General features: G+C 73.7%; 19 protein-coding genes. 7 read left to right on the top strand and 12 right to left on the bottom strand.

Translation table 11 applies throughout. The features are described from left to right. The first annotated feature begins 148 nt into the window (after window positions 1–148). The 3 genes from AC1DXT_RS04460 (at window position 149) to mscL (ending at window position 1,863) form a co-directional block, all read left to right on the top strand. The gene (locus AC1DXT_RS04460) at window positions 149–457 is read left to right on the top strand and encodes an FmdB family zinc ribbon protein (protein WP_477060149.1); all 309 of its coding nucleotides are present in this window, start codon (window positions 149–151) and stop codon (window positions 455–457) included. 151 nt (window positions 458–608) lie between these two features. Further along, window positions 609–1,289 (top strand): Flp pilus assembly protein CpaB, encoded by a 681-nt coding sequence (gene cpaB / locus AC1DXT_RS04455; protein ID WP_477060148.1) that lies wholly within the window; start codon window positions 609–611, stop codon window positions 1,287–1,289. A gap of 106 nt (window positions 1,290–1,395) precedes the next feature. After that, complete coding sequence (mscL, locus tag AC1DXT_RS04450) at window positions 1,396–1,863, top strand: large conductance mechanosensitive channel protein MscL (RefSeq protein ID WP_477060147.1); 468 nt, start codon at window positions 1,396–1,398, stop codon at window positions 1,861–1,863. Window positions 1,864–1,914: 51 nt separating this feature from the next. Here mscL and AC1DXT_RS04445 read toward each other — a convergent pair whose 3' ends face one another. The 11 genes from AC1DXT_RS04445 to AC1DXT_RS04395 all read right to left on the bottom strand — a co-directional run bounded on the left by AC1DXT_RS04445 (window position 1,915) and on the right by AC1DXT_RS04395 (window position 14,358). Then, a complete protein-coding gene (locus AC1DXT_RS04445; RefSeq protein ID WP_477060146.1) occupies window positions 1,915–2,493 on the bottom strand; it encodes a dienelactone hydrolase family protein in 579 nt (192 codons plus the stop codon). Between the two features lie 68 nt (window positions 2,494–2,561). Continuing rightward, a complete protein-coding gene (locus AC1DXT_RS04440; protein ID WP_477060145.1) occupies window positions 2,562–2,822 on the bottom strand; it encodes a hypothetical protein in 261 nt (86 codons plus the stop codon). Between the two features lie 25 nt (window positions 2,823–2,847). After that, window positions 2,848–7,254, bottom strand: coding sequence for a hypothetical protein (locus AC1DXT_RS04435; RefSeq protein ID WP_477060144.1), 4,407 nt, complete (start codon window positions 7,252–7,254; stop codon window positions 2,848–2,850). A 359-nt stretch (window positions 7,255–7,613) separates the two neighbouring features. Next, window positions 7,614–7,748, bottom strand: coding sequence for a hypothetical protein (locus AC1DXT_RS04430; RefSeq protein ID WP_477060143.1), 135 nt, complete (start codon window positions 7,746–7,748; stop codon window positions 7,614–7,616). An 82-nt stretch (window positions 7,749–7,830) separates the two neighbouring features. After that, window positions 7,831–7,953, bottom strand: coding sequence for a hypothetical protein (locus tag AC1DXT_RS04425; RefSeq protein ID WP_255355454.1), 123 nt, complete (start codon window positions 7,951–7,953; stop codon window positions 7,831–7,833). Between the two features lie 119 nt (window positions 7,954–8,072). Next, entirely contained in the window at window positions 8,073–9,383 is a 1,311-nt protein-coding gene (locus tag AC1DXT_RS04420) for a helix-turn-helix domain-containing protein (protein WP_477060142.1), read from the bottom strand. Between the two features lie 32 nt (window positions 9,384–9,415). Further along, a complete protein-coding gene (locus AC1DXT_RS04415; RefSeq protein ID WP_477060141.1) occupies window positions 9,416–10,393 on the bottom strand; it encodes an NAD(P)-dependent alcohol dehydrogenase in 978 nt (325 codons plus the stop codon). A 51-nt stretch (window positions 10,394–10,444) separates the two neighbouring features. Further along, complete coding sequence (locus AC1DXT_RS04410) at window positions 10,445–11,128, bottom strand: TetR/AcrR family transcriptional regulator (RefSeq protein WP_477060140.1); 684 nt, start codon at window positions 11,126–11,128, stop codon at window positions 10,445–10,447. A gap of 47 nt (window positions 11,129–11,175) precedes the next feature. Next, window positions 11,176–12,606, bottom strand: a complete 1,431-nt coding sequence (locus tag AC1DXT_RS04405; protein WP_477060139.1) for an MATE family efflux transporter — start codon at window positions 12,604–12,606, stop codon at window positions 11,176–11,178. A gap of 220 nt (window positions 12,607–12,826) precedes the next feature. Then, window positions 12,827–13,516 carry a hypothetical protein gene (locus AC1DXT_RS04400; RefSeq protein ID WP_477060138.1) on the bottom strand — a complete coding sequence of 230 codons (690 nt, stop codon included), beginning with the start codon at window positions 13,514–13,516 and terminating at the stop codon, window positions 12,827–12,829. Between the two features lie 83 nt (window positions 13,517–13,599). Continuing rightward, window positions 13,600–14,358 carry a DinB family protein gene (locus AC1DXT_RS04395; protein WP_477060137.1) on the bottom strand — a complete coding sequence of 253 codons (759 nt, stop codon included), beginning with the start codon at window positions 14,356–14,358 and terminating at the stop codon, window positions 13,600–13,602. 54 nt (window positions 14,359–14,412) lie between these two features. Here AC1DXT_RS04395 and AC1DXT_RS04390 point away from each other — a divergent pair, with 54 nt between their 5' ends. From AC1DXT_RS04390 to AC1DXT_RS04380, 3 genes are read left to right on the top strand one after another with little or no spacing between them, the layout of a single operon-like run. After that, a complete protein-coding gene (locus tag AC1DXT_RS04390) occupies window positions 14,413–15,084 on the top strand; it encodes a DNA alkylation repair protein (protein WP_477060136.1) in 672 nt (223 codons plus the stop codon). 41 nt (window positions 15,085–15,125) lie between these two features. Beyond that, complete coding sequence (locus tag AC1DXT_RS04385) at window positions 15,126–15,704, top strand: hypothetical protein (RefSeq protein WP_477060135.1); 579 nt, start codon at window positions 15,126–15,128, stop codon at window positions 15,702–15,704. Beyond that, window positions 15,701–16,204: a DUF6584 family protein gene (locus tag AC1DXT_RS04380; protein WP_477060134.1), complete on the top strand. Its 504-nt coding sequence runs from the start codon at window positions 15,701–15,703 to the stop codon at window positions 16,202–16,204. The genes AC1DXT_RS04385 and AC1DXT_RS04380 overlap by 4 nt, the downstream gene beginning before the upstream one ends. A gap of 11 nt (window positions 16,205–16,215) precedes the next feature. Here AC1DXT_RS04380 and AC1DXT_RS04375 read toward each other — a convergent pair whose 3' ends face one another. Continuing rightward, window positions 16,216–16,509 carry a hypothetical protein gene (locus AC1DXT_RS04375; RefSeq protein ID WP_477060133.1) on the bottom strand — a complete coding sequence of 98 codons (294 nt, stop codon included), beginning with the start codon at window positions 16,507–16,509 and terminating at the stop codon, window positions 16,216–16,218. On the opposite strand from AC1DXT_RS04375, the gene AC1DXT_RS04370 reads away from it, so the two are divergent. Then, window positions 16,504–16,776 carry a substrate-binding domain-containing protein gene (locus AC1DXT_RS04370; RefSeq protein WP_477060132.1) on the top strand — a complete coding sequence of 91 codons (273 nt, stop codon included), beginning with the start codon at window positions 16,504–16,506 and terminating at the stop codon, window positions 16,774–16,776. The two genes, AC1DXT_RS04375 and AC1DXT_RS04370, sit on opposite strands and share 6 nt — an antisense overlap. Window positions 16,777–17,048: the final 272 nt, after the last annotated feature.

Here is a 17,048-nt window from a genome sequence, read left to right as displayed (position 1 = left end):
GGGTACTTCGCCGCCACCGGTCCGGCTGGCGTGGCGCCCGGCGCGGACGGTCGGAATGTCCCGAGCGGCGCAGCGGTTACGATTGGCACTCGGACGACGCGAGTGCCAGACCGTCAGACCCGCTCGATGAGCTGCCAGGAGAACTTCAGTGCCCACCTACGCCTACGCCTGCACGGCATGCGGTCATGCCTTCGAGACGGTGCAGTCGTTCAGCGACGACTCGCTGAGCGTCTGCCCCGAGTGCGACGGACGCCTGCGCAAGGTGTTCTCCTCGGTCGGTGTCGTGTTCAAGGGCTCCGGCTTCTACCGCAACGACGCGCGCGCCGGTGCGAAGTCGTCGGCCCTGAGCCCGGCCGCGAGCACGCCGAGCCCCGCCGCGGCGGCGTCGTCCTCGTCGTCGGACTCCTCGACGTCCTCGACGCCCGCGCCGGCAGCGAAGCCCGCCGCCTCCGCCTGACCGACTCCTCCTGAGCCTCGGCGCCGTCACCTGCGGGTGGGGGCGCCGATCTCGTCTGTCGAGCCGCCCGCAGCCCCGGGCTCGCTGGCGCTCTCCACACCGTCGCCGTGCTGAGCCTTCCGCGCCCGCGGCCGCTCTACCGTCGGCCGTCATGCACCCCCACCTGCTCGCCGGTCGCCCGCCGCCGCTCCCCCACCGTCGCCGCCCGTGGCAGGTGACGTTGCGGTCCGCCCTGTGGCGAGCCCGGTTCGCGGTCGCCGCGGCTCTCCTGGGCGTCGCCGCCGCCTGCACGGCGCAGTCACTGCGCCCGCCGGACCCACCGACGTCCGCGGTGGTCGTCGCGGCGCGAGAGATCCCGGCCGGGACCACGCTGACCAGCGCCGACGTCCGCGTCAGCCGGTTCCCCCGGTCCGTCGCCCCCGACGGAGCGGTTGCGGACCCTGCGGACGTGGTCGGCTCCGCCGCCGCCGTCCCGCTCGCGGTCGGTGTCCCCGTGCTCTCCGGTCTGCTGGCCGACGACGAGGTGCGCGGACCGCCCGGCACCGTGGTGGCGACGGTCAGGTTCGCCGACCCTGCGGTCGCGGGGCTCCTGTCGCCCGGCGTCCGGGTGGACGTGCTCGCAGCAACTCCCGAGGGCGGCCCGGGCGGGGTGGTGGCGACGAGGGCGCTCGTCCTGCCGGTCGCCCGCCAGGACGGCCCCGGCGGTGCGCTGGGTCTGGGCGGCTCCGGCGACGCCTCCGTCCCGGTCCTGCTCGCCGTCTCCCCGACCGAGGCACCCGCTCTCGCGGGAGCGGCCGCTTCCGCCTTGCTGTCCGCGGTCGTCGTGCCATGATCGTGCACTCCGGGCGCGTGCCGCCGACGGAGCACGACAGAACCCCCACTGACGACTCTCCTCAGTGGCTGCAGAAGGCGGCCACCGACCGAAGGGAACCGTGACGATGCTCCAAGGATTCAAGGACTTCATCTCGCGCGGTAACGCGATCGAGCTGGCCGTCGGCGTCGTGATCGGTGCCGCGTTCGGCCAGGTGGTCGCGGCGCTGGTGGCCGGGTTCATCGGGCCGCTGATCGCGGCCATCCTCGGCCAGACGGACCTGAGCGCGGTCTGGACCTTCGAGATCAACAACGCGGTCTTCTCGTTCGGACTGATCCTGCAGGCGCTCATCCTGTTCCTGTTCACGGCCGCCGCCGTGTACTTCTTCATCGTCGTGCCGATGAACGCCCTGGCCGCACGTCGCAAGCGTGGCGAGGAGGCCGAGCCCGAGGCGCCGGCCGAGGACATCCTGGTCCTGCAGGAGATCCGCGACCTGCTGGCCCGCAACCTCACCCCGGCGATCGTCAACGACGCGGGCACCGGCGCAGCAACGCGTCCGACCACGCCGCCGCCGTCGATCCCGCCGACCGCCTGAGCTGACCGTCGCGAACGCCCCGGGTGAGCATCACCCGGGGCGTGCGCGTTCCTACCGGAGCGCGGCGAGGAACGCGAGGGTGCGCTCGGTGAGCAGCTGCGCCGCCGCGGGGTCGTACGAGGACAGGCTGCTGTCCGCGAAGAGGTGCTGGTCGCCGGGATAGACGAAGAGCTCGGCCTGGTCGGTCTCCTTCACCAGCGCGCGAGCCGCGTCGATGTCCCCCTCGCCCGCGAAGAACGGGTCGGCGTCCATCCCGTGGATCTGCACCGGAACACCCGCCGGCCACGGGCTGTCGAACTCCGCCGTCGGCACGCACGAGTGGTAGAACAACGCCCCCCGAGCTCCGGGGCGCGTCTGGGCCAGCATCTGCGCGGGCAGCACCCCGAGGGAGAACCCCGCGTAGACCAGCTCGGCGGGCAGCGTGTCCACCGTCTGCTGGCCGCGGCCCATCACGGTGCCGAACCCGACCTCGCCGGCGTACGCGAGCCCCGCCTCGAGGTCGTCGAACACGTGGCCGTCGAACAGGTCCGGGACGTGCACGGTGTGCCCGGCGGCACGCAGCGTCTCCGCGAACTCCTGGACGCCGGGCGTCAGACCCTGGGCGTGGTGGAACAGCAGGACCTCGGCCATCGACTTCTCCTTCGTGGGTGCATCTGGTCGGCTCGGCGATCCTCCCGCACGGGTCCGACACGCGCGCGCTACCAGTGCGGTGGCTTGTCCTGGCTCAGCCGGTCGTCGTTCGAGCCGGTCTCGCGGTCGCCCCAGCCGACGTCAGAGTCGTCGACGCTCCGCCGCGCGACCACCGGCTCGGGCGCAGGTGCCGGCGGACGTGCCGGGGCGGGCGGCTCGTCAGAGGGCGCGGGGTGGGTGGACACGAGGTTCGCGTCGTCGCCGCCGACCGTGCCGGCGTGACGGACCGCCCGGCGTGGGCGACGTGCAGGATTCTCGGACGCGGTCACGCCCCGATGATCCCACCCCGGTCGGTCAGCGCATCGCCCGGGTGATCGCGCTGCGCACCGCGGTGTCGATCCGGTACGACCGGCGCGTGATGCCCAGCTCGTCCCGGAGGGCCGCGGCGAGCTGCTCACGCGTCCGCTCCTGCTCGTCGGACTGCAACCACGTCACCAGCTCGTCCAGCTGGTCGTCGCTGTAGGCGCCGATCGGCAGACCGCGTCGCACGTCGGGCCGCTGACGTGTGGGCACCGCGAGCGCGAGCTGGCGGGCACGGCTGGGCGGTTGCGAGTCCTCACCTGGCTCGTCGGCGACCTCGGAGACGGTCCCGGCTCCGCTGTCAGCAGGCCCAGCAGGCGCAGCGGGAGCGGCAGGCTCCGCGTCGGCGGCCTCGATGACCTGGACCGTGGACCACACGCCCGTCGCAGGACGCGGCTCGTCCGGGTGGGCGGATGCCCGCGCTGCCGCCCGAGCAGCAGAGGACTCGGGCGTCGGCAGCTCCTCGGCGTCGTCTGCCTCGTCGAGCAGCCCCAGCTGGAGCGGTGCGCTGCGCGGCGCGGCCGGGGCGGGGACGCGCGCGTGCACGGCCCGGCGGATGCGGTCCACCTCGGCCTGCGGGTCCATGAACGCGGCCGCGGACCAGACGCGGATGACGCTCCAGCCCACGCGCTCGAGGCGGTCGGCGGTGAGTCGGTCGCGGACACGGACGCTGCGCTCGGCGGTGTACTCGGCGTCGTCGGTGAGGACGGCGACCAGCATCTCGCCCGGCAGGTCCGGGTGGCCGACCACCAGCGGGATCCGGTCGCCGCCGGGGATGCCGTGGTCGGCCTCGACCAGCAGCCCGTGCTTCCAGAGGCGCTCGGCGAGATCGAGCAGCAGGCGGTCGGGCTCGGCCGCGGCGGCGAGGGCCGCGTCCGCGGCAGCCGTCGCGGCCGCCAGGCTCCGCAGCAGCGGGTCGGTGGGCTCGGGCGGCGTGACCAGGTCGGTGACGTCCTGGCCGGCACCGCGGCGGGCGGCGAACGCCAGCAGGTCGGCCAGCAGCCGCGGGCCCGGACCGCGCAGCCGCTCGGCGTCGAGGTCGTCGGCGCCGAAGCACGCGACGACGGTCAGCCGGTGCCGCGTGGAGCCCAGTGCGTCGAGCAGCAGGGCGTCGCCGCCGGGCGCGGAGATCGGCCCGAACGTGTGCAGCACCCGGCGGTGGGGGGTCCGCCCCAGACCGAGCGACAGGATGATCGCCTCGCGGCGCAGACCGGCCACGTTGGGCAGGTCGGTGACCACGAACGGGTCGACTCGGCCGGAGTCGAAGAACGCGGCGAGCGCCGGGTTGCCGCGGACCTCGGACAGGACCGCCTCGCGCACGGCCTCGGCGTGGGTGGAGGTGGCGGTGATGACCGCGAGCGACTCGTCCGGACGCAGCAGCGCGTGCGTGAGCACCAGCTCGACGACGTGCTCGACCTCCTCGCGCGTCGAGTCCACCGACCCGGTGTCGCGGTCGGGCATGCCCGTGCCGTCCACCAGGTCGAGGCCGACCAGCGGCCGGTACTGCGGCAGGGGCGTCGCGCGGAGCACGCCGGCGTAGCCGTGGGCCGCGAGGAACGCCGTGAGGTAGGGGTCCCGGCGGGACGTGTCGGCGCGCAGCGCCACCGACGGCAGCACGTCGGCCAGCTCACGGACCGCGGAGCCGGAGGCGCACCGGGCGTCGCCGACGACGACCACCTGCCGCCCGCGCGCGACCGCGGCGAGCGCGACCTCGACGGGCAGGTGCGCGGCGGAGTCGATGACCACCAGGTCGACCGTGCGTGTCGGCGGCAGCACCTGCGGGACCAGCATGGGGCTCGCTGCGATGACCGGCCGCAGCCGCCTCGCCACCTCGGGGTGGCGCACCACCGTGTCGCGCAGCGACGTGAGCCGATCCTCCACCAGGTCCGCGAAGAGCGCCTCGGCCTGCTCGCGGTGCTGGCGCAGCGCGTGCGAGACGTGACCGACGACCGCGCCGAGCACCGGTCCGGACAGGCTCTTCACGTGCGCGCGGTCGAGCGTCGCGTACTGCGCGGACATCGCGCCGAGCGCGGTGCCGTCGTACCCGGCCAGCGCGGGGTCCTCGGAGAGGATCTGCTCGATGACGGTGCTCCACCAGGCCAGGTCGAGCTCCGCCGGGGCGAGCGCGGGGTCGATGCGGCGGGTCGCCAGGTCGTCGACGAGCGCGCCGAGGCCGGCCGAGCGCAGGCGGTGCAGGAGACCGGTCCGGTCGGGCAGGTCGGAGAGGGCGTCGGTGTCGGAGCGCAGCCGCGTGAGGCGCTCGGTCAGCGCCGCGAACGGCAGGCTGGACAGGCCGGCTCCGCCGGGGGTCGTCGCGAGCACCTCGTCGAGCGCGTCGAGGTCGGCGCGCACCGCGGCGAACTCCTCCTCGATGTGCTCGAGGCCGTCGGGCAGCCGCGGCCAGCCGCCGGACGGGCAGTGCGCCTGCCAGATCTCCCGCTGCGCCTGGACCTCCAGCAACCCGGCGTGCAGGTCGGCCACCGGGCGGCCGGGGCGGACCATGTCCTTCGACTGCTTGCGCAGCCGGCGGCGGAGCCAGTAGCCCATCTCCATCCCGCGCTCGGCCCGCCACTCCTTGGTGGCCGTGGCGGCGACGAGGTCGGCGGCGGTGCGCTCGAACACGATCGGCTGGAACACGTCGAGCGCTGCGCGGACGCCGTCGAGCATGGTCAGCTGCTCGGCCCACGCCACGACGGTGGTCGCCTGCGTCAGACCGGTCTCGGCGGCCACCTGCGCCGTGCGCTCGACGAGCGACGGGAGGGTGGAGTCGAGCACGCGAGCCAGCCGGCGGACGACGTTGTCGGCGTCGGCACGCGTGCGCAGGTCGGCGCCGTACCAGGGGGTGTCCGTGGGCCGCAGGCGGAACGCGCCCAGCTCACCCGCGCGCACCAGGTCGGCCGTGAGGTCGGCGCGGCGCTCCGCGTCGAGCACCCGGGCCACGTCCGGCGACAGCCGCACGGTCGTCTTGGGAGTCGGGCGCGTGGAGGTCAGCCGGGCGAGCTGTTGCAGCGCGTCGTACGCCGAGACGCCCCAGGGGGCACGCTCGGCGTGCAGGGCGTCCACGTACGCCCGAAGGCGTTCCCGCGTGGCGACGAGCTCGCCGCGCAGGGCCACGACCCCGTGCGCGTCGACCGCGGGCGCCTCGAGCGTCATCGCGCCGAGCAGGCGTCGCGCGATCGCGGACCGCCACCCCGCATCGGGTGCGACGTCGAGCAGCAGGTCGCCCAGGCCCAGCGCACCCAGCCGGTCGGCGAGTGCGGTGGCCGCTCGGCGGTGCCCCGGCACGTACAGGACGGTGCGACCGCTCGCGGCGGCATCCGCGACGAGCGCGGCGAGCGTGCCCGTGACGTCCGCGCCGGCGGGGGCGTCGACGAACAGGTGCGTGCCCGTGGCCACCACGTCCAGAACGTGCTGCTGCGCGGGGTCGAGGTCCCCGACACCGCGCTCGTGCCCGGGGTCCCGGTCGCCGCGGACCGGGACGGGCAGCACCCGGCGCAGCCGCGTCCGGGACTCCTCGACCCCTGCGAGCGCGGAGACGACCTCGTGGCGCTCGAGCGTGCCGGACAGGTTGTCCAGGTCGTCCACCAGGATCTGGCCGGGGTGGACGAAGGTGCCGACGACGACGCGCTCGCTCAGGGAGAAGTCGTCGAGCACGGCCTCCCCCAGCGACGTGAGCCGCTGGAGCGCCCCGCGCGGGTCGAACCCGTTCGACGTGAACGTGCCGCGTGCGACCGCGCCCGGGTCGAGCAGCGCGCCTCGTGCCCGCAGGGCCCGTGCGAGCACCGGGTTCACCTCGAGCGACGGCTCGAGGGCCAGCTCGTAGTCACTCTCGCCCGAGCCGCGGGCGCGCAGGGTGACGGGCCGCAGGAGGACGGGTGCGCGGACGGTGCGCGGGGCGGCGGCGTCGTGCTGCTCGCCCTCCCCCGACCGCTGGCGCGTCACCGAGGCGAGGGCGGCGACGTCGTCGCTGGCGATGTCCGGCGTGGTGCGCTCGGTCCAGGTGGCGACGCCGATGGCCAGCGACGTGGGCGCGATCCCGTAGCGCTGCGCGTAGACCGCGGCGCGCGCGCTGACCGCGCGGGCGCGGCGGCGGGCGGTCGACAGGGCCGACCCCTCGCGGATGAGGTTGGACAGGCGCGTCTCGCGGCCGGCGAACAGCTGCGAGATGCCCGACGGGTGCGCGGCGGACAGGTCGAGCGCGGCGTCGCCGAGCAGCTCGACGTCGACGAGCGTCGACCCACCTGCGGCCTCGACCAGAGAGGCGCGCCAGGTGGCGACCGCTCCTTCGAGGAGCTCGGCAGGCGTGGGGGGCTCGACGAGCACCGGGCGGTCGGCTGGGTCTGCGCCGGTCTCAGGAGCCTGGTCGGGTCCCGGGCCGGAGGCGCGCACGGGGACGGTCACGCTGGAACGCTAACCGCGCTGCCGCGTGATCTCGGGCATGGCGCGCCGTAGGCGCCCGACCCGGACACACAGAGAGCGGGACGGGTCAGGGGACCCGTCCCGCTCTCCGGACGCGAAGACGGTGCGCACCGCGCAGGGGGCAGGCGATGCGCACCGTCATGACGAGTGTGCGGCACGAATACGGTGCTGGTCAAACGTCCAGGCCGCCCGTGCGGGTGAATCCCGCGGGTGGATCTGCCAACCTGGGAAGACCCTGAGATGCACCCCGGTGGGCGCGAGGTGGCGCCCACCGGTCCGTGTGACGCGCGTGGGCGTCACCGCACCGTGGTGGAGGCGTCGGAGGCCTCAGGTTCCGCTGGTCACGAGCCACCCTTGCAGCACGGCTGAGCGAGCACGGAGACGCCGGCCGCGTGCGGCGTGGCTGCTCCGGCGACACCACCCGTGAGGGCGGCGACGGCGAGGACGAGGGTCAGGGCGATGCTGCGCTTCTTCATGAGAGACCTTCCCGAGTGCGTGTCGTACCTCTCGCGCCGCCGCATCAGAGGGCGGGTGCGGCGACGCGTCCTGGCGGTGGTGTCAGAACGTGCCCTTGCAGCACGGCTGAGCGGTGACGGGGGCGTCGGCGGACGAGCCCGTGGCGCCTGCGACCCCCGCGAATGCGGCGAGGGCGATGGCCAGGGCGATGCTGAGCTTCTTCATGAGGGTGCCTTCCCGAGGACGTACGGGGCTGTCCCGTACACCTGGAATGGTCCCTACCCCGTGTCTGGACCGCAATGACGCAGGACAGCGGGGGGGTAGACATCGGCTGGAGGCCGGGTTCAGACCCGTCTGGGCGGCGGGAGGACCCCGCGGATGCCAGCCGCAGCGAGCGCTCGGCCGTACGCCTCGACCACGCGCTCGTCCTCGTCGCCGGCCACGCGGAGGCGATCGCCGATGCGGCGCCAGAGCACCGCGGCGGACCGTCCCGACGAGATCATGTCCAGCAGCTCGGCGGCGGAGCGGTACTGCTTGACGGCCTCGGTGCGGGCGCTCTGCGCGAGCATCGCGTCGCCCAGGGCCTCGTGCGCGGACGCGGCGTCGCGACGCACACCCTCGCGGAGCAGGTCGACCGACTGCTTGGCGTACTGCTGGGCCCGCACCGGGTCCTCCAGCAGCAACCACGCGCGGGACCGGACCGAGTCGGCGCGGGCCAGCTCGATCTGCGACTCCCCCACCTCGAGCGCGGTCTGCGCGGCGTCGAGGTCGGCGAGCGCCTCGGCCGGCCGCGGCGGGTCCACGGAGACGAGCAGCAGCGCCCGGTCGAGCCGGAGGCGCGGCAGGTCGCGGTCGATCTCGTCGGCACCCGCGAGCGAGATCGCCGACTCGAGCTGCGCCAGCGCGGCGTCCGGCTCCCCCAGGGCGTCGTCGACGAAGGCCAGGTTCCAGTGCACCGACGACACCGCACGCGCCGAGCCGTGCCGGCGCGTGTGCTCGAGCAGCTGCCGGCCGCGGTAGCGCGCGTACGTGGTGTCCCCCCGGGCGATGTAGGCCCAGATGATCGTCGACTCGAGGCGCACCACCTCGTCGGTGCCGGCCACCGACTCGGGCAGCTGCGCCAGCAGGGCCTCCCCACGTGCGACGGCCCGGTGCAGGTCCGCGAACTCGGTCAGCGCCATGACGATCCGCATCGCCGCGTAGGCGGCCTGGGTGTACCGGTGCGCCTCCATCAGCTGCGCGCAGACGCCCTCCAGGGCCTCGACGGATGCCTCCAGGTCGCCCGCCAGGTCGAGGGCCTCCGCGTGCGCGAGCCCGACGCGCGCGGCGGTGTCCACGTCGAGACCGGACAGCTGCACCTGCGCGAGCGCGTCGGCGGCCTGGCTCGCCTCGCCCATGCGGGACAGCCGGCGTGCCTCGACGAGCGCCCCCTCGGCGGAGCGGTACTCGGGTGCCTCCTCGCCGTCGAGCAGGAATGCCACGGACACGCCCAGCACGTCGGCCACCCGCGCCAGGGCGTCCTCGCCGAGGGTGCGGCGGTCGCGCTCGACGTGGGAGATGTAGGTGGGGTGCACGCCCGCCCGGCGCGCGAGCTCGCCCTGGCTCAGCCCGGCCTTCTGCCGCGCGTCGCGCACACGTCTGCTCAGCGGGTTCACGTACTCACGATAGGGACCGTCGCCGCGACGGGCTACATCGTGATGACCACCTTCGCCCGTGCGTGGTCGCTCTCGAGGTACCGCAGGGCGTCCGCCGCGGCGGGCAGCGGGTACGTCCGGTCGATGGCGGGCGTGATCGTCCCGGCCTCCGCCAGCTCGCGCAGGGTGTCGAGGTGCTCGGCGCCGGGCCTGGTCGACAGGGAGACGATCCTCTGCGGCCGCGCGAACGGTGCCGCCAGCCGGCTCCGCAGCAGCAGGACGATCGGGCCGAGGACCGAGCCCCCCTCGAACACGCCGCCGCCGGACAGGACGAGGGTCCCGTCGGACGTCAGCGCCCGGCGCAGGTCGCGCAGGGAGCGGTTGCCGACGAGGTCGAGGACGACGTCGTACCTGCGGTCGCCGCGGAACGCGTCGTCGCGGGTGTAGTCGACCACGTGCGCCGCGCCGAGCGACCGGGCGAGGTCCACGTTGCGGGTGCTGCACACGGCTGTCACCTCCGCGCCCCACCCGTGCGCCAGCTGCACCGCGAACGTCCCGACGCCCCCGGACGCGCCGTTGATCAGCACGCTCCGACCGGGCTGGACCAACCCCTGGAGCCCCTGCAGGGCGGTCGTCGCCGCCAGGGGGACGGCCGCGGCCTGGTCGAACGTGAGGTTCGCCGGCTTGCGCGCCACGAGCCGCTCGGGGGCGCTCACGTACTCCGCGAGCGCTCCGTCCGACTCCCCGTACACCTCGTCGCCGACCCGCAGGCCGGTGACGTCCCGGCCGACCGCCTCGACGGTGCCGGCGAAGTCGGAGCCGCGGATCGGCTCCTTCGGTCCTCGTCGGCCGAACTCCGGGGACAGCCGTGCGATGTACGGGTCGCCCCGCATGAGGTGCCAGTCGCGGGCGTTCAGTGACGCCGCGCGCACGCGGACGAGGACCTCGTCGGCCGCGGGCGCCGGCTGGTCGACGTCCTCGAGAGTGAGCATGTCCGGGGAGCCGTAGCGGCTCTGCACGATCGCCTTCATGACGGTCCTCCTTACGTCGTAAGGGAAGACTGTCTTACAACGTAAGGTTGGTCAAGACCCCGCGCGCCGACGCTCCAGACCGTCGAGCAGCAGGTCCAGCCCGAACTCGAACTCCGTCCGGTCGTCGCACCAGCCGATGGTCGAGTCCGGGTCGTCGTGCGCGACCTCCGCCAGCATCGCGGTGAGGAACGGGAGGTCGGCGGCGAGGTGGGCCGGCACGGGCGCGGCGGACTCGCCGGCGCCGGGGTCGAACAGCTCCTGGGAGAAGCCGAGCGCGCGGCTGCCGAGGGCGTGCAGCGCGTGGTGGATGAGGTCGTAGGACAGACCGCCCTCGTGCAGGACGCCGACGAGCCGGTCGTGGTAGCGCACCACGTTCGGGCTCACCGCCGAGCCCGACTCCAGCACGCGCGGGGCCCAGCGGTGCCGGAGCAGCACCCCGCGGGCGGTGAGGATCCGGGCACGCACGGCGGCCTTCCAGTCGTCGCCGCGATCCAGGGCGTCGACGGCCTCGTTGATCTCGGCGACCACCAGGTCGACCGCGCCGTCCAGCAGGTCCGACTTGCTGGCGACGTGGTGGTAGAGCGACATCGCCTCGGCGCCCAGCACCTCGCCGACCCGGCGCATGGTGACCGCGTCGATCCCGTGCTCGTCGGCGATCGCGACCGCCGTGCGCAGCACGCGCTCGCGGCTGAGCGGGAGGCGCTGCTCAGGCACCTGGACCGGATGGGCCGACACGCGACATCACCTCTCTCCTCAGCGGATCGTACGAGGTGCGGGTCGGGTCAGTGCGAACGGACCCGGCTCCGGACGCGTGCCGGCACGCCGCGGCGGCGCACGCGCGTGATCCGCCGCGGTGCCCCGGCGCCCCGCACCACCGACAGGTCGCCGGCGGCGAGCCGGCGCTGCGCGGCCGCGTAGGCGGGCACCAGCAGGACGACCGCCCCGATCCACGCCAGCGGGTTGCCCCAGACCACGCCGCTGTACCCGTAGGCCGCCCCGAGCACGCCCGCGGCGCCGACGCGGCAGACCAGCTCGATCACGCCGGTCATCGTCGGGACCACCGTCTGTCCGAGGCCCTGCAGCGAACCACGCAGCACGAACAGCACGCCCAGGACCACGTAGAGCACCCCGTTGACCAGGAGGTAGTGCGCGGCCATGTCGACCACACGCTGCTCCCCCTCGCCGACGAAGACGCCGATGATCGCGGCACCCCCGGCCACGAGCACGACGCCGAGGACCGCCGAGCCGACGACCGAGATCCACATGCCCTGCACGACGCCCTCCCGGATGCGGTCCGGCCGGCCGGCGCCCAGGTTCTGCGCGACGAACATCGACATCGCGATGCCGAGCGACGACAGCAGGGCGACCGCGAGCCCGTCCACCCGCGCGGCCGTCGTGTACGCGGCGACCGCGTCGGACCCCAGCGCGTTCAGGCGCACCTGCACGGCGAGCGTGCCGATCGCGATGATCGACGCCTGGAACCCCATGGGCAGGCCGAGCCGCAGGTGCTTGCGCAGCTCGGCGCCGCTCACCCGCCAGTCGGCACGCTGCACGTGCAGGACCGGGACCCGTCGCCGCACGAACTCGAGGCAGAGGGCCACCGAGACCCCCTGCGAGAGGATCGTCGACGCCGCCGCACCGGCCACGCCCATGCCGAGGCCGGCCACCGCGCCGACCACCAGGACGACGTTCAGCACGCAGCTGAGCGTGAGGAAGATCAGGGGCGTGCGCGAGTCGCCGATGGCCCGGATGACCGCCGACAGGAAGTTGAAGAACATCATCGTGCTGGCGCCGAGGAAGCTGATGACCGCGAAGGTCGTCGCCTCCGGCAGCAGCTCCTCGGGCGTGTGCATCAGCCGCAGCGCCGGACCCGCGAGCAGGGGCGCCGCCACGGTGAGCACCACGCTCGTCGCCGCCGACAGGACCGCGCCGGCCGCGACCGACCGGCGCACCGCCGCGTGGTCCCCCGCGCCGAACGCGTGCGCGGTCGGGATCGCGAAGCCGTTCGTCATGCCCCACGCGAAGCCGAGCAGGAGGAACAGCAGCGCGCCCGTGGCGCCGACGGCGGCCAGGGAGTCGACGCCGAGAACGCGACCGACGACGACGGCGTCGGCCGCCTGGTAGAGCTGCTGGACGACGTTGCCGACGAGCAGGGGGACGGCGAACAGGAGGATGACGCGCCAGGGGCGACCGGCGGTGAGGACCTTGGGCACAGCGGAACCTTGAGACGGAGGGGCGGGGGTCGTACGTCCGCGGGGGTCGGGGTTCCGGGTCGCGTCGCACGCCGATCGTATCGATACGATCCCGCGCCGACGAAGCTAATTGATGCAGGTCACAGCATGGACCGCCGGGATCCGGGCATCTCGGACGCCGGACACGGCTGCGGGCGTCGGCGATGGTCGCCGACGCCCGCAGTGGTGATGCCCTCCGCGCCTAACCGGCACGGTTCCGCAGGCTCCTCGCGTGGCTGTACGCGTTGACCAGCGCCTGGTCCCAGATGCCGGTCGGCGCGCGGCCGAGCGCCCGCTGGATCGCCGCGGTGGTCTGGTCGTGAGCCGCGCGGGACTGGTTGCCCCACACGCCGTCGTCGCCGACGCCGACCACGCGCTGCGTGAACTCGATGCCGAACGGGAAGGTGACGCCCATCAGGTTGCTGGCCGCCCTCACCGCCTCGGCACGCATGTCGGTGTCCGCACCCCACACCTGGTCCGCGCCCGCACGGACCGCGCGCTGGACCGCCTCCGTCAGCACGTCACCGCCGCCTCGTGGCGTGAACGAGCTCTGCCCCAGGTGGCTGAACGGTCCGACGTCCACGTGCAGGTGGTTCTTGTGCTGGCCGGCGATCCCGTTGACGCCGTCGCGTGCGTAGATGACGCCGAGACCGAGCTCCTGCGCCCGGTCGACGGCCGCGATGAGCTGTTCGCGCTCGTCGGGACCGTTCTTGTTGATGTCGGCCGCCTTGCCGAAGCCGCCATCGCTGTCGAAGTGCCACGAGCCGTGCGTGTGCACGGGGTGGACGGCGGAGAAGCCGTGCATCTCGCCGACCGAGTAGCCGTTGCGCCGGGCCCACAGGCAGAACGTCACGAGCGTCTGCGTGGGCGACAGCTGATTTCCGAGTGCCATGAGAAGACCGTCCCTTCCGGTTGACGCGCCATGGCGACGCGCCGTGATGTAGAGGAAGGGAGGGCCCGGAGGGTCCAGATACGTCAGTCGGTGGATGCCGCCCGGATCGTGTCGAGGTCGCGCACGGCGTAGCGGTGGTGCTCCCACTCCTCCTCGAGGATCGTGTGCAGGCACGACAGGACGGTCTCCGGGTACTGCGGCGCCCACGGGTTCGTGCGCGGCGCCGCCAGCTCCTGCGGCGTGACGGTCGCGAGGAAGTCACGCACCATCGCGACGCGCTCCGCCCGGACCGCGAGCACCTCGCCGTACGACGGCCGCTCGGTGACGAAGATCGACAGGTCCAGCCCGTCGCCCCCGTCCCCCGTGTTCGGTTGACCGATCGGGTGGTACGGCTGGTCGACCTGCAGGATCGCCCTGCGCAGCCAGGTGTCCGTGGCCATGACCAGGTGCCGCAGCGTCTGCGCGAACGACCACTCGCCGTGCACCGACACGTCGACCGAGCCGGCCGGCATCGCGTCGACCCGCGCGAGCGTCGCCGCCCAGGTGCGCTGCAGCACCTCCCAGGCCGCCCGCAGACCGGCCGGGTCGGCGGCGCGCTGGTCTGCCCGCCCGGGGAACCGGCGGTTGAGCTCGGCCTCCACGAACGGCACCACGTTCACCCCGTTGACCAGGAGCACGCCGTCGCCCTCGAGCAGCCACGGAGCATCGATGTCGACACCCGCCGCGTCCACCCCGCGCATCACGACGCCGGACAGGTCACTGCCGACGAACCGGGCTCCACTCAGGTCCGCGCCGCGGAACTGCGCGCCCTGCAGGTCGTCGGACCCGGTGAAGGTGGCCACGCGCTCCAGTGTCGTGGCGACCGCTCGGGGCTGTCCACGACCTACGCTGATCGCGTGGAGTCGACAGTCAGCGGCGTGCTCGCCGAGCTCGCGGCGTTGGAGGACCCGAAGATCCGGGCGGTGAACGAGCGCCACGGCGACGACCACGGGGTCAACCTCACCAGGCTGCGGGCGGTCGCCAAGGAGCTCAAGATCCAGCAGGACCTCGCCGGCGAGCTGTGGAAGACCGGCGACACCGCCGCGCGGCTCGTCGCGATCCTCATCAGCCGCCCCAAGCTCTACACCGCCGCCGAGCTGGACGCGATGCTCCGCGAGGCCCGCGTCCCCAAGGTGCACGACTGGCTGGTCAGCTACACCGTCAAGAAGAGCCCGCACGTCGAGGAGCTGCGCACCGCCTGGTTCGCCGACCCGGACCCGGTGGTGGCGAGCGCCGGCTGGGCACTGACCAGCGACCGCGTGGCCAAGTCACCCGACGGGCTCGATCTGGACCAGCTGCTCGACCTCGTCGAGGCGCAGATGAAGGACGCGCCCGACCGGCTGCAGTGGGCGATGAACGAGTGCCTGGCCGGGATCGGGATCCACCACCCCGCGTACCGCGCTCGCGCACTCGCGATCGGTGAACGGCTCGAGGTGCTCAAGGACTACCCGACGCCGCCCGGGTGCACCTCGCCGTACGCGCCGATCTGGATCAACGAGATCGTGCGGCGGCAGACGGTGGCCCAGTAAGTCCAGGCGCCGACGACCCTCGCATCTGTAGGGTCCCGGGCATGTCCAGGCCCGAGGTCACCCGACACCCGTCGACGGCGATCCGGCGCAAGCTGAGCGCGGCGGCCGACTCGACGTCGCTCGTCCGGATCGAGCGGAGCCCCCGTCACGCCGACCGGCTCTACGGCTTCGTCGTCGGGATCGGGAACAAGTGGGTCCTCGTGGCGAAGACGATGGACGGCGGCTACTTCGACGGGTACGCGGCGATCCGGCTGCGCGACGTCCGGCGAGTCACCCGCGACCGGTCCTTTGCGAGCGCCTTCGCCCGCACCCAGCCGGAGTGGCCACCCACACCGCCGCCGGGGGGCATCGACCTCGACTCCACGAAGGGGATGCTCCGCACGCTCGGAGCCACCGCACCGCTGCTCGGTATCGAGAAGGAGCGGGAGCGCTCCGCGACCTGGATCGGGACGTTCGTCGGCCTCAGCCACGGCGCGGTGGGACTCCACGAGGTGCACCCGGACGCCAGCTGGTACGAGCAGCCCCTCTGGTACGAGCGTCGAGCGGTGACGATGGCGTCGGTCGGCACCCACTACCTCACCGGCCGGACGGCGGTCGCCGGCACACGGGCGCGACCGTGACCGTGGAGCGGACCCTGGGGAGGGTCGACGAGGACCTTCGCAAGGGCGACGTCGCGATGGCGCGCAGGCGCCTGCTGAGCGTCGTCGAGAGCCTGCCGCACGCGCTCGACGCCCGTGAGCGTCTCGCCGAGATCTACCGGGGTGACGGAGATCGGGTCGAGGCAGGGCGCTGGTCCTACCTCAGCGCACAGCGCGACCCCGCCGAGGTCGACGCGTTCGAGCGCGCCTGCGGCCGCAACCCGGTCCGGATCATGCGCGGACTCCGATGGCGCGGGCCTGAGGCGCAGGCGGCCACCGAGCTCGCGCAGCAGAGACTGCTCGACGTCCGCGCGCGTGCGGAGTCCACCGCACGCAAGACGCTCGACTGGTCGGATCGCGGCCGCGACGTGGCCGGGCCCTGGTGGGAGGACCTGCCTGCGATCGGCTGCGCGATCGTCGGCCTGATGCTTGTCGGGTTGGTGGTCGTCGGCGCAGTGACGGTCGTCGGCTGGATCTTCTGAGCCACGCTGGCTCAGGAACGCGCGCCCTGCCTGTTCGGCTCCTCGATCGGCGCCGCGTCGACGAAGGTCCGGGCGTGGACCACGTCGGCGTCGTCGACCAGCCACAGGTGCAGGCGCGCGGCCGGGACGTCTCCGGGTGCAGGGACCTCGAGCCGCACCGCGCCGGAGAGCACGAACGGTTCGGCCTTGACCTGCTCCGACTCCACGGCGAACGCCCGCTCGACGTCGGGCCGCCCGCCGGGCGTCGACCACGCCGCTCGCACCCGCCCTGCCAGCGGCGCCGAGCCGTGGTGGGACAGGTGCACGTCCAGCGCGAGGGGGCCGTCGGGGCGGTGGTCGACGCCGGGCTGCGCGTGCCGCAGGACGTGGCCATCATCGGGGTCGACGACATCGAGGAGGGGCGGTTCTCCCGGCCCTCACTGAGCACCGTGTCGCTGGACACCCCCTTCATCGCGAGCCAGGCGGTCGCGCGGATCACCGCACGGATCACGGACCCGGACGCGCCCGCGGTCGAGATCACGGCACCGCACCAGGTCCTGGCGCGCGAGAGCACGGCGACGGGCGCCGGGTAGAGCCCCCGCAAGGTGAGCGACGATGCGGCCGCTCAGCGCGGGACGTCTCGCAGCAGCGACTCGGCAACTCTCTGCCAGCGACGGGCGAGCCGTCCGCCGGGGCGATGAGAGGTCAGTTGCCACGCGCCACAGGGGACGCAGAAGTGGACAGCCACGGGGCCAGTCAGCCCACGCGCCGCTCGGTGGTGGGTGATGGACTGGAGTGCCTTCGCCGCGTCGTAGAGGTTCGCGTACGGGACCTTGGAGCAGTCGGCCATGAGGATGACTTCGTG

The organism is Cellulomonas sp. P1_G12_2 (genome assembly GCF_056405535.1).
The sequence above is the reverse complement of the archived record's forward strand: the minus strand, read 5'-3'. Positions and strand labels throughout refer to the sequence as shown.

Bases quoted from the DNA above. Each gene is read 5' to 3' on its own strand.
- cpaB (WP_477060148.1), top strand. From the start codon at position 609: ATGCACCCCCACCTGCTCGCCGGTCGCCCGCCGCCGCTCCCCCACCGT.
- mscL (WP_477060147.1), top strand. From the start codon at position 1,396: ATGCTCCAAGGATTCAAGGACTTCATCTCGCGCGGTAACGCGATCGAG.
- AC1DXT_RS04445 (WP_477060146.1), bottom strand. From the start codon at position 2,493: ATGGCCGAGGTCCTGCTGTTCCACCACGCCCAGGGTCTGACGCCCGGC.
- AC1DXT_RS04430 (WP_477060143.1), bottom strand. From the start codon at position 7,748: ATGAAGAAGCGCAGCATCGCCCTGACCCTCGTCCTCGCCGTCGCCGCC.
- AC1DXT_RS04425 (WP_255355454.1), bottom strand. From the start codon at position 7,953: ATGAAGAAGCTCAGCATCGCCCTGGCCATCGCCCTCGCCGCATTCGCG.
- AC1DXT_RS04415 (WP_477060141.1), bottom strand. From the start codon at position 10,393: ATGAAGGCGATCGTGCAGAGCCGCTACGGCTCCCCGGACATGCTCACT.
- AC1DXT_RS04400 (WP_477060138.1), bottom strand. From the start codon at position 13,516: ATGGCACTCGGAAATCAGCTGTCGCCCACGCAGACGCTCGTGACGTTC.
- AC1DXT_RS04385 (WP_477060135.1), top strand. From the start codon at position 15,126: ATGTCCAGGCCCGAGGTCACCCGACACCCGTCGACGGCGATCCGGCGC.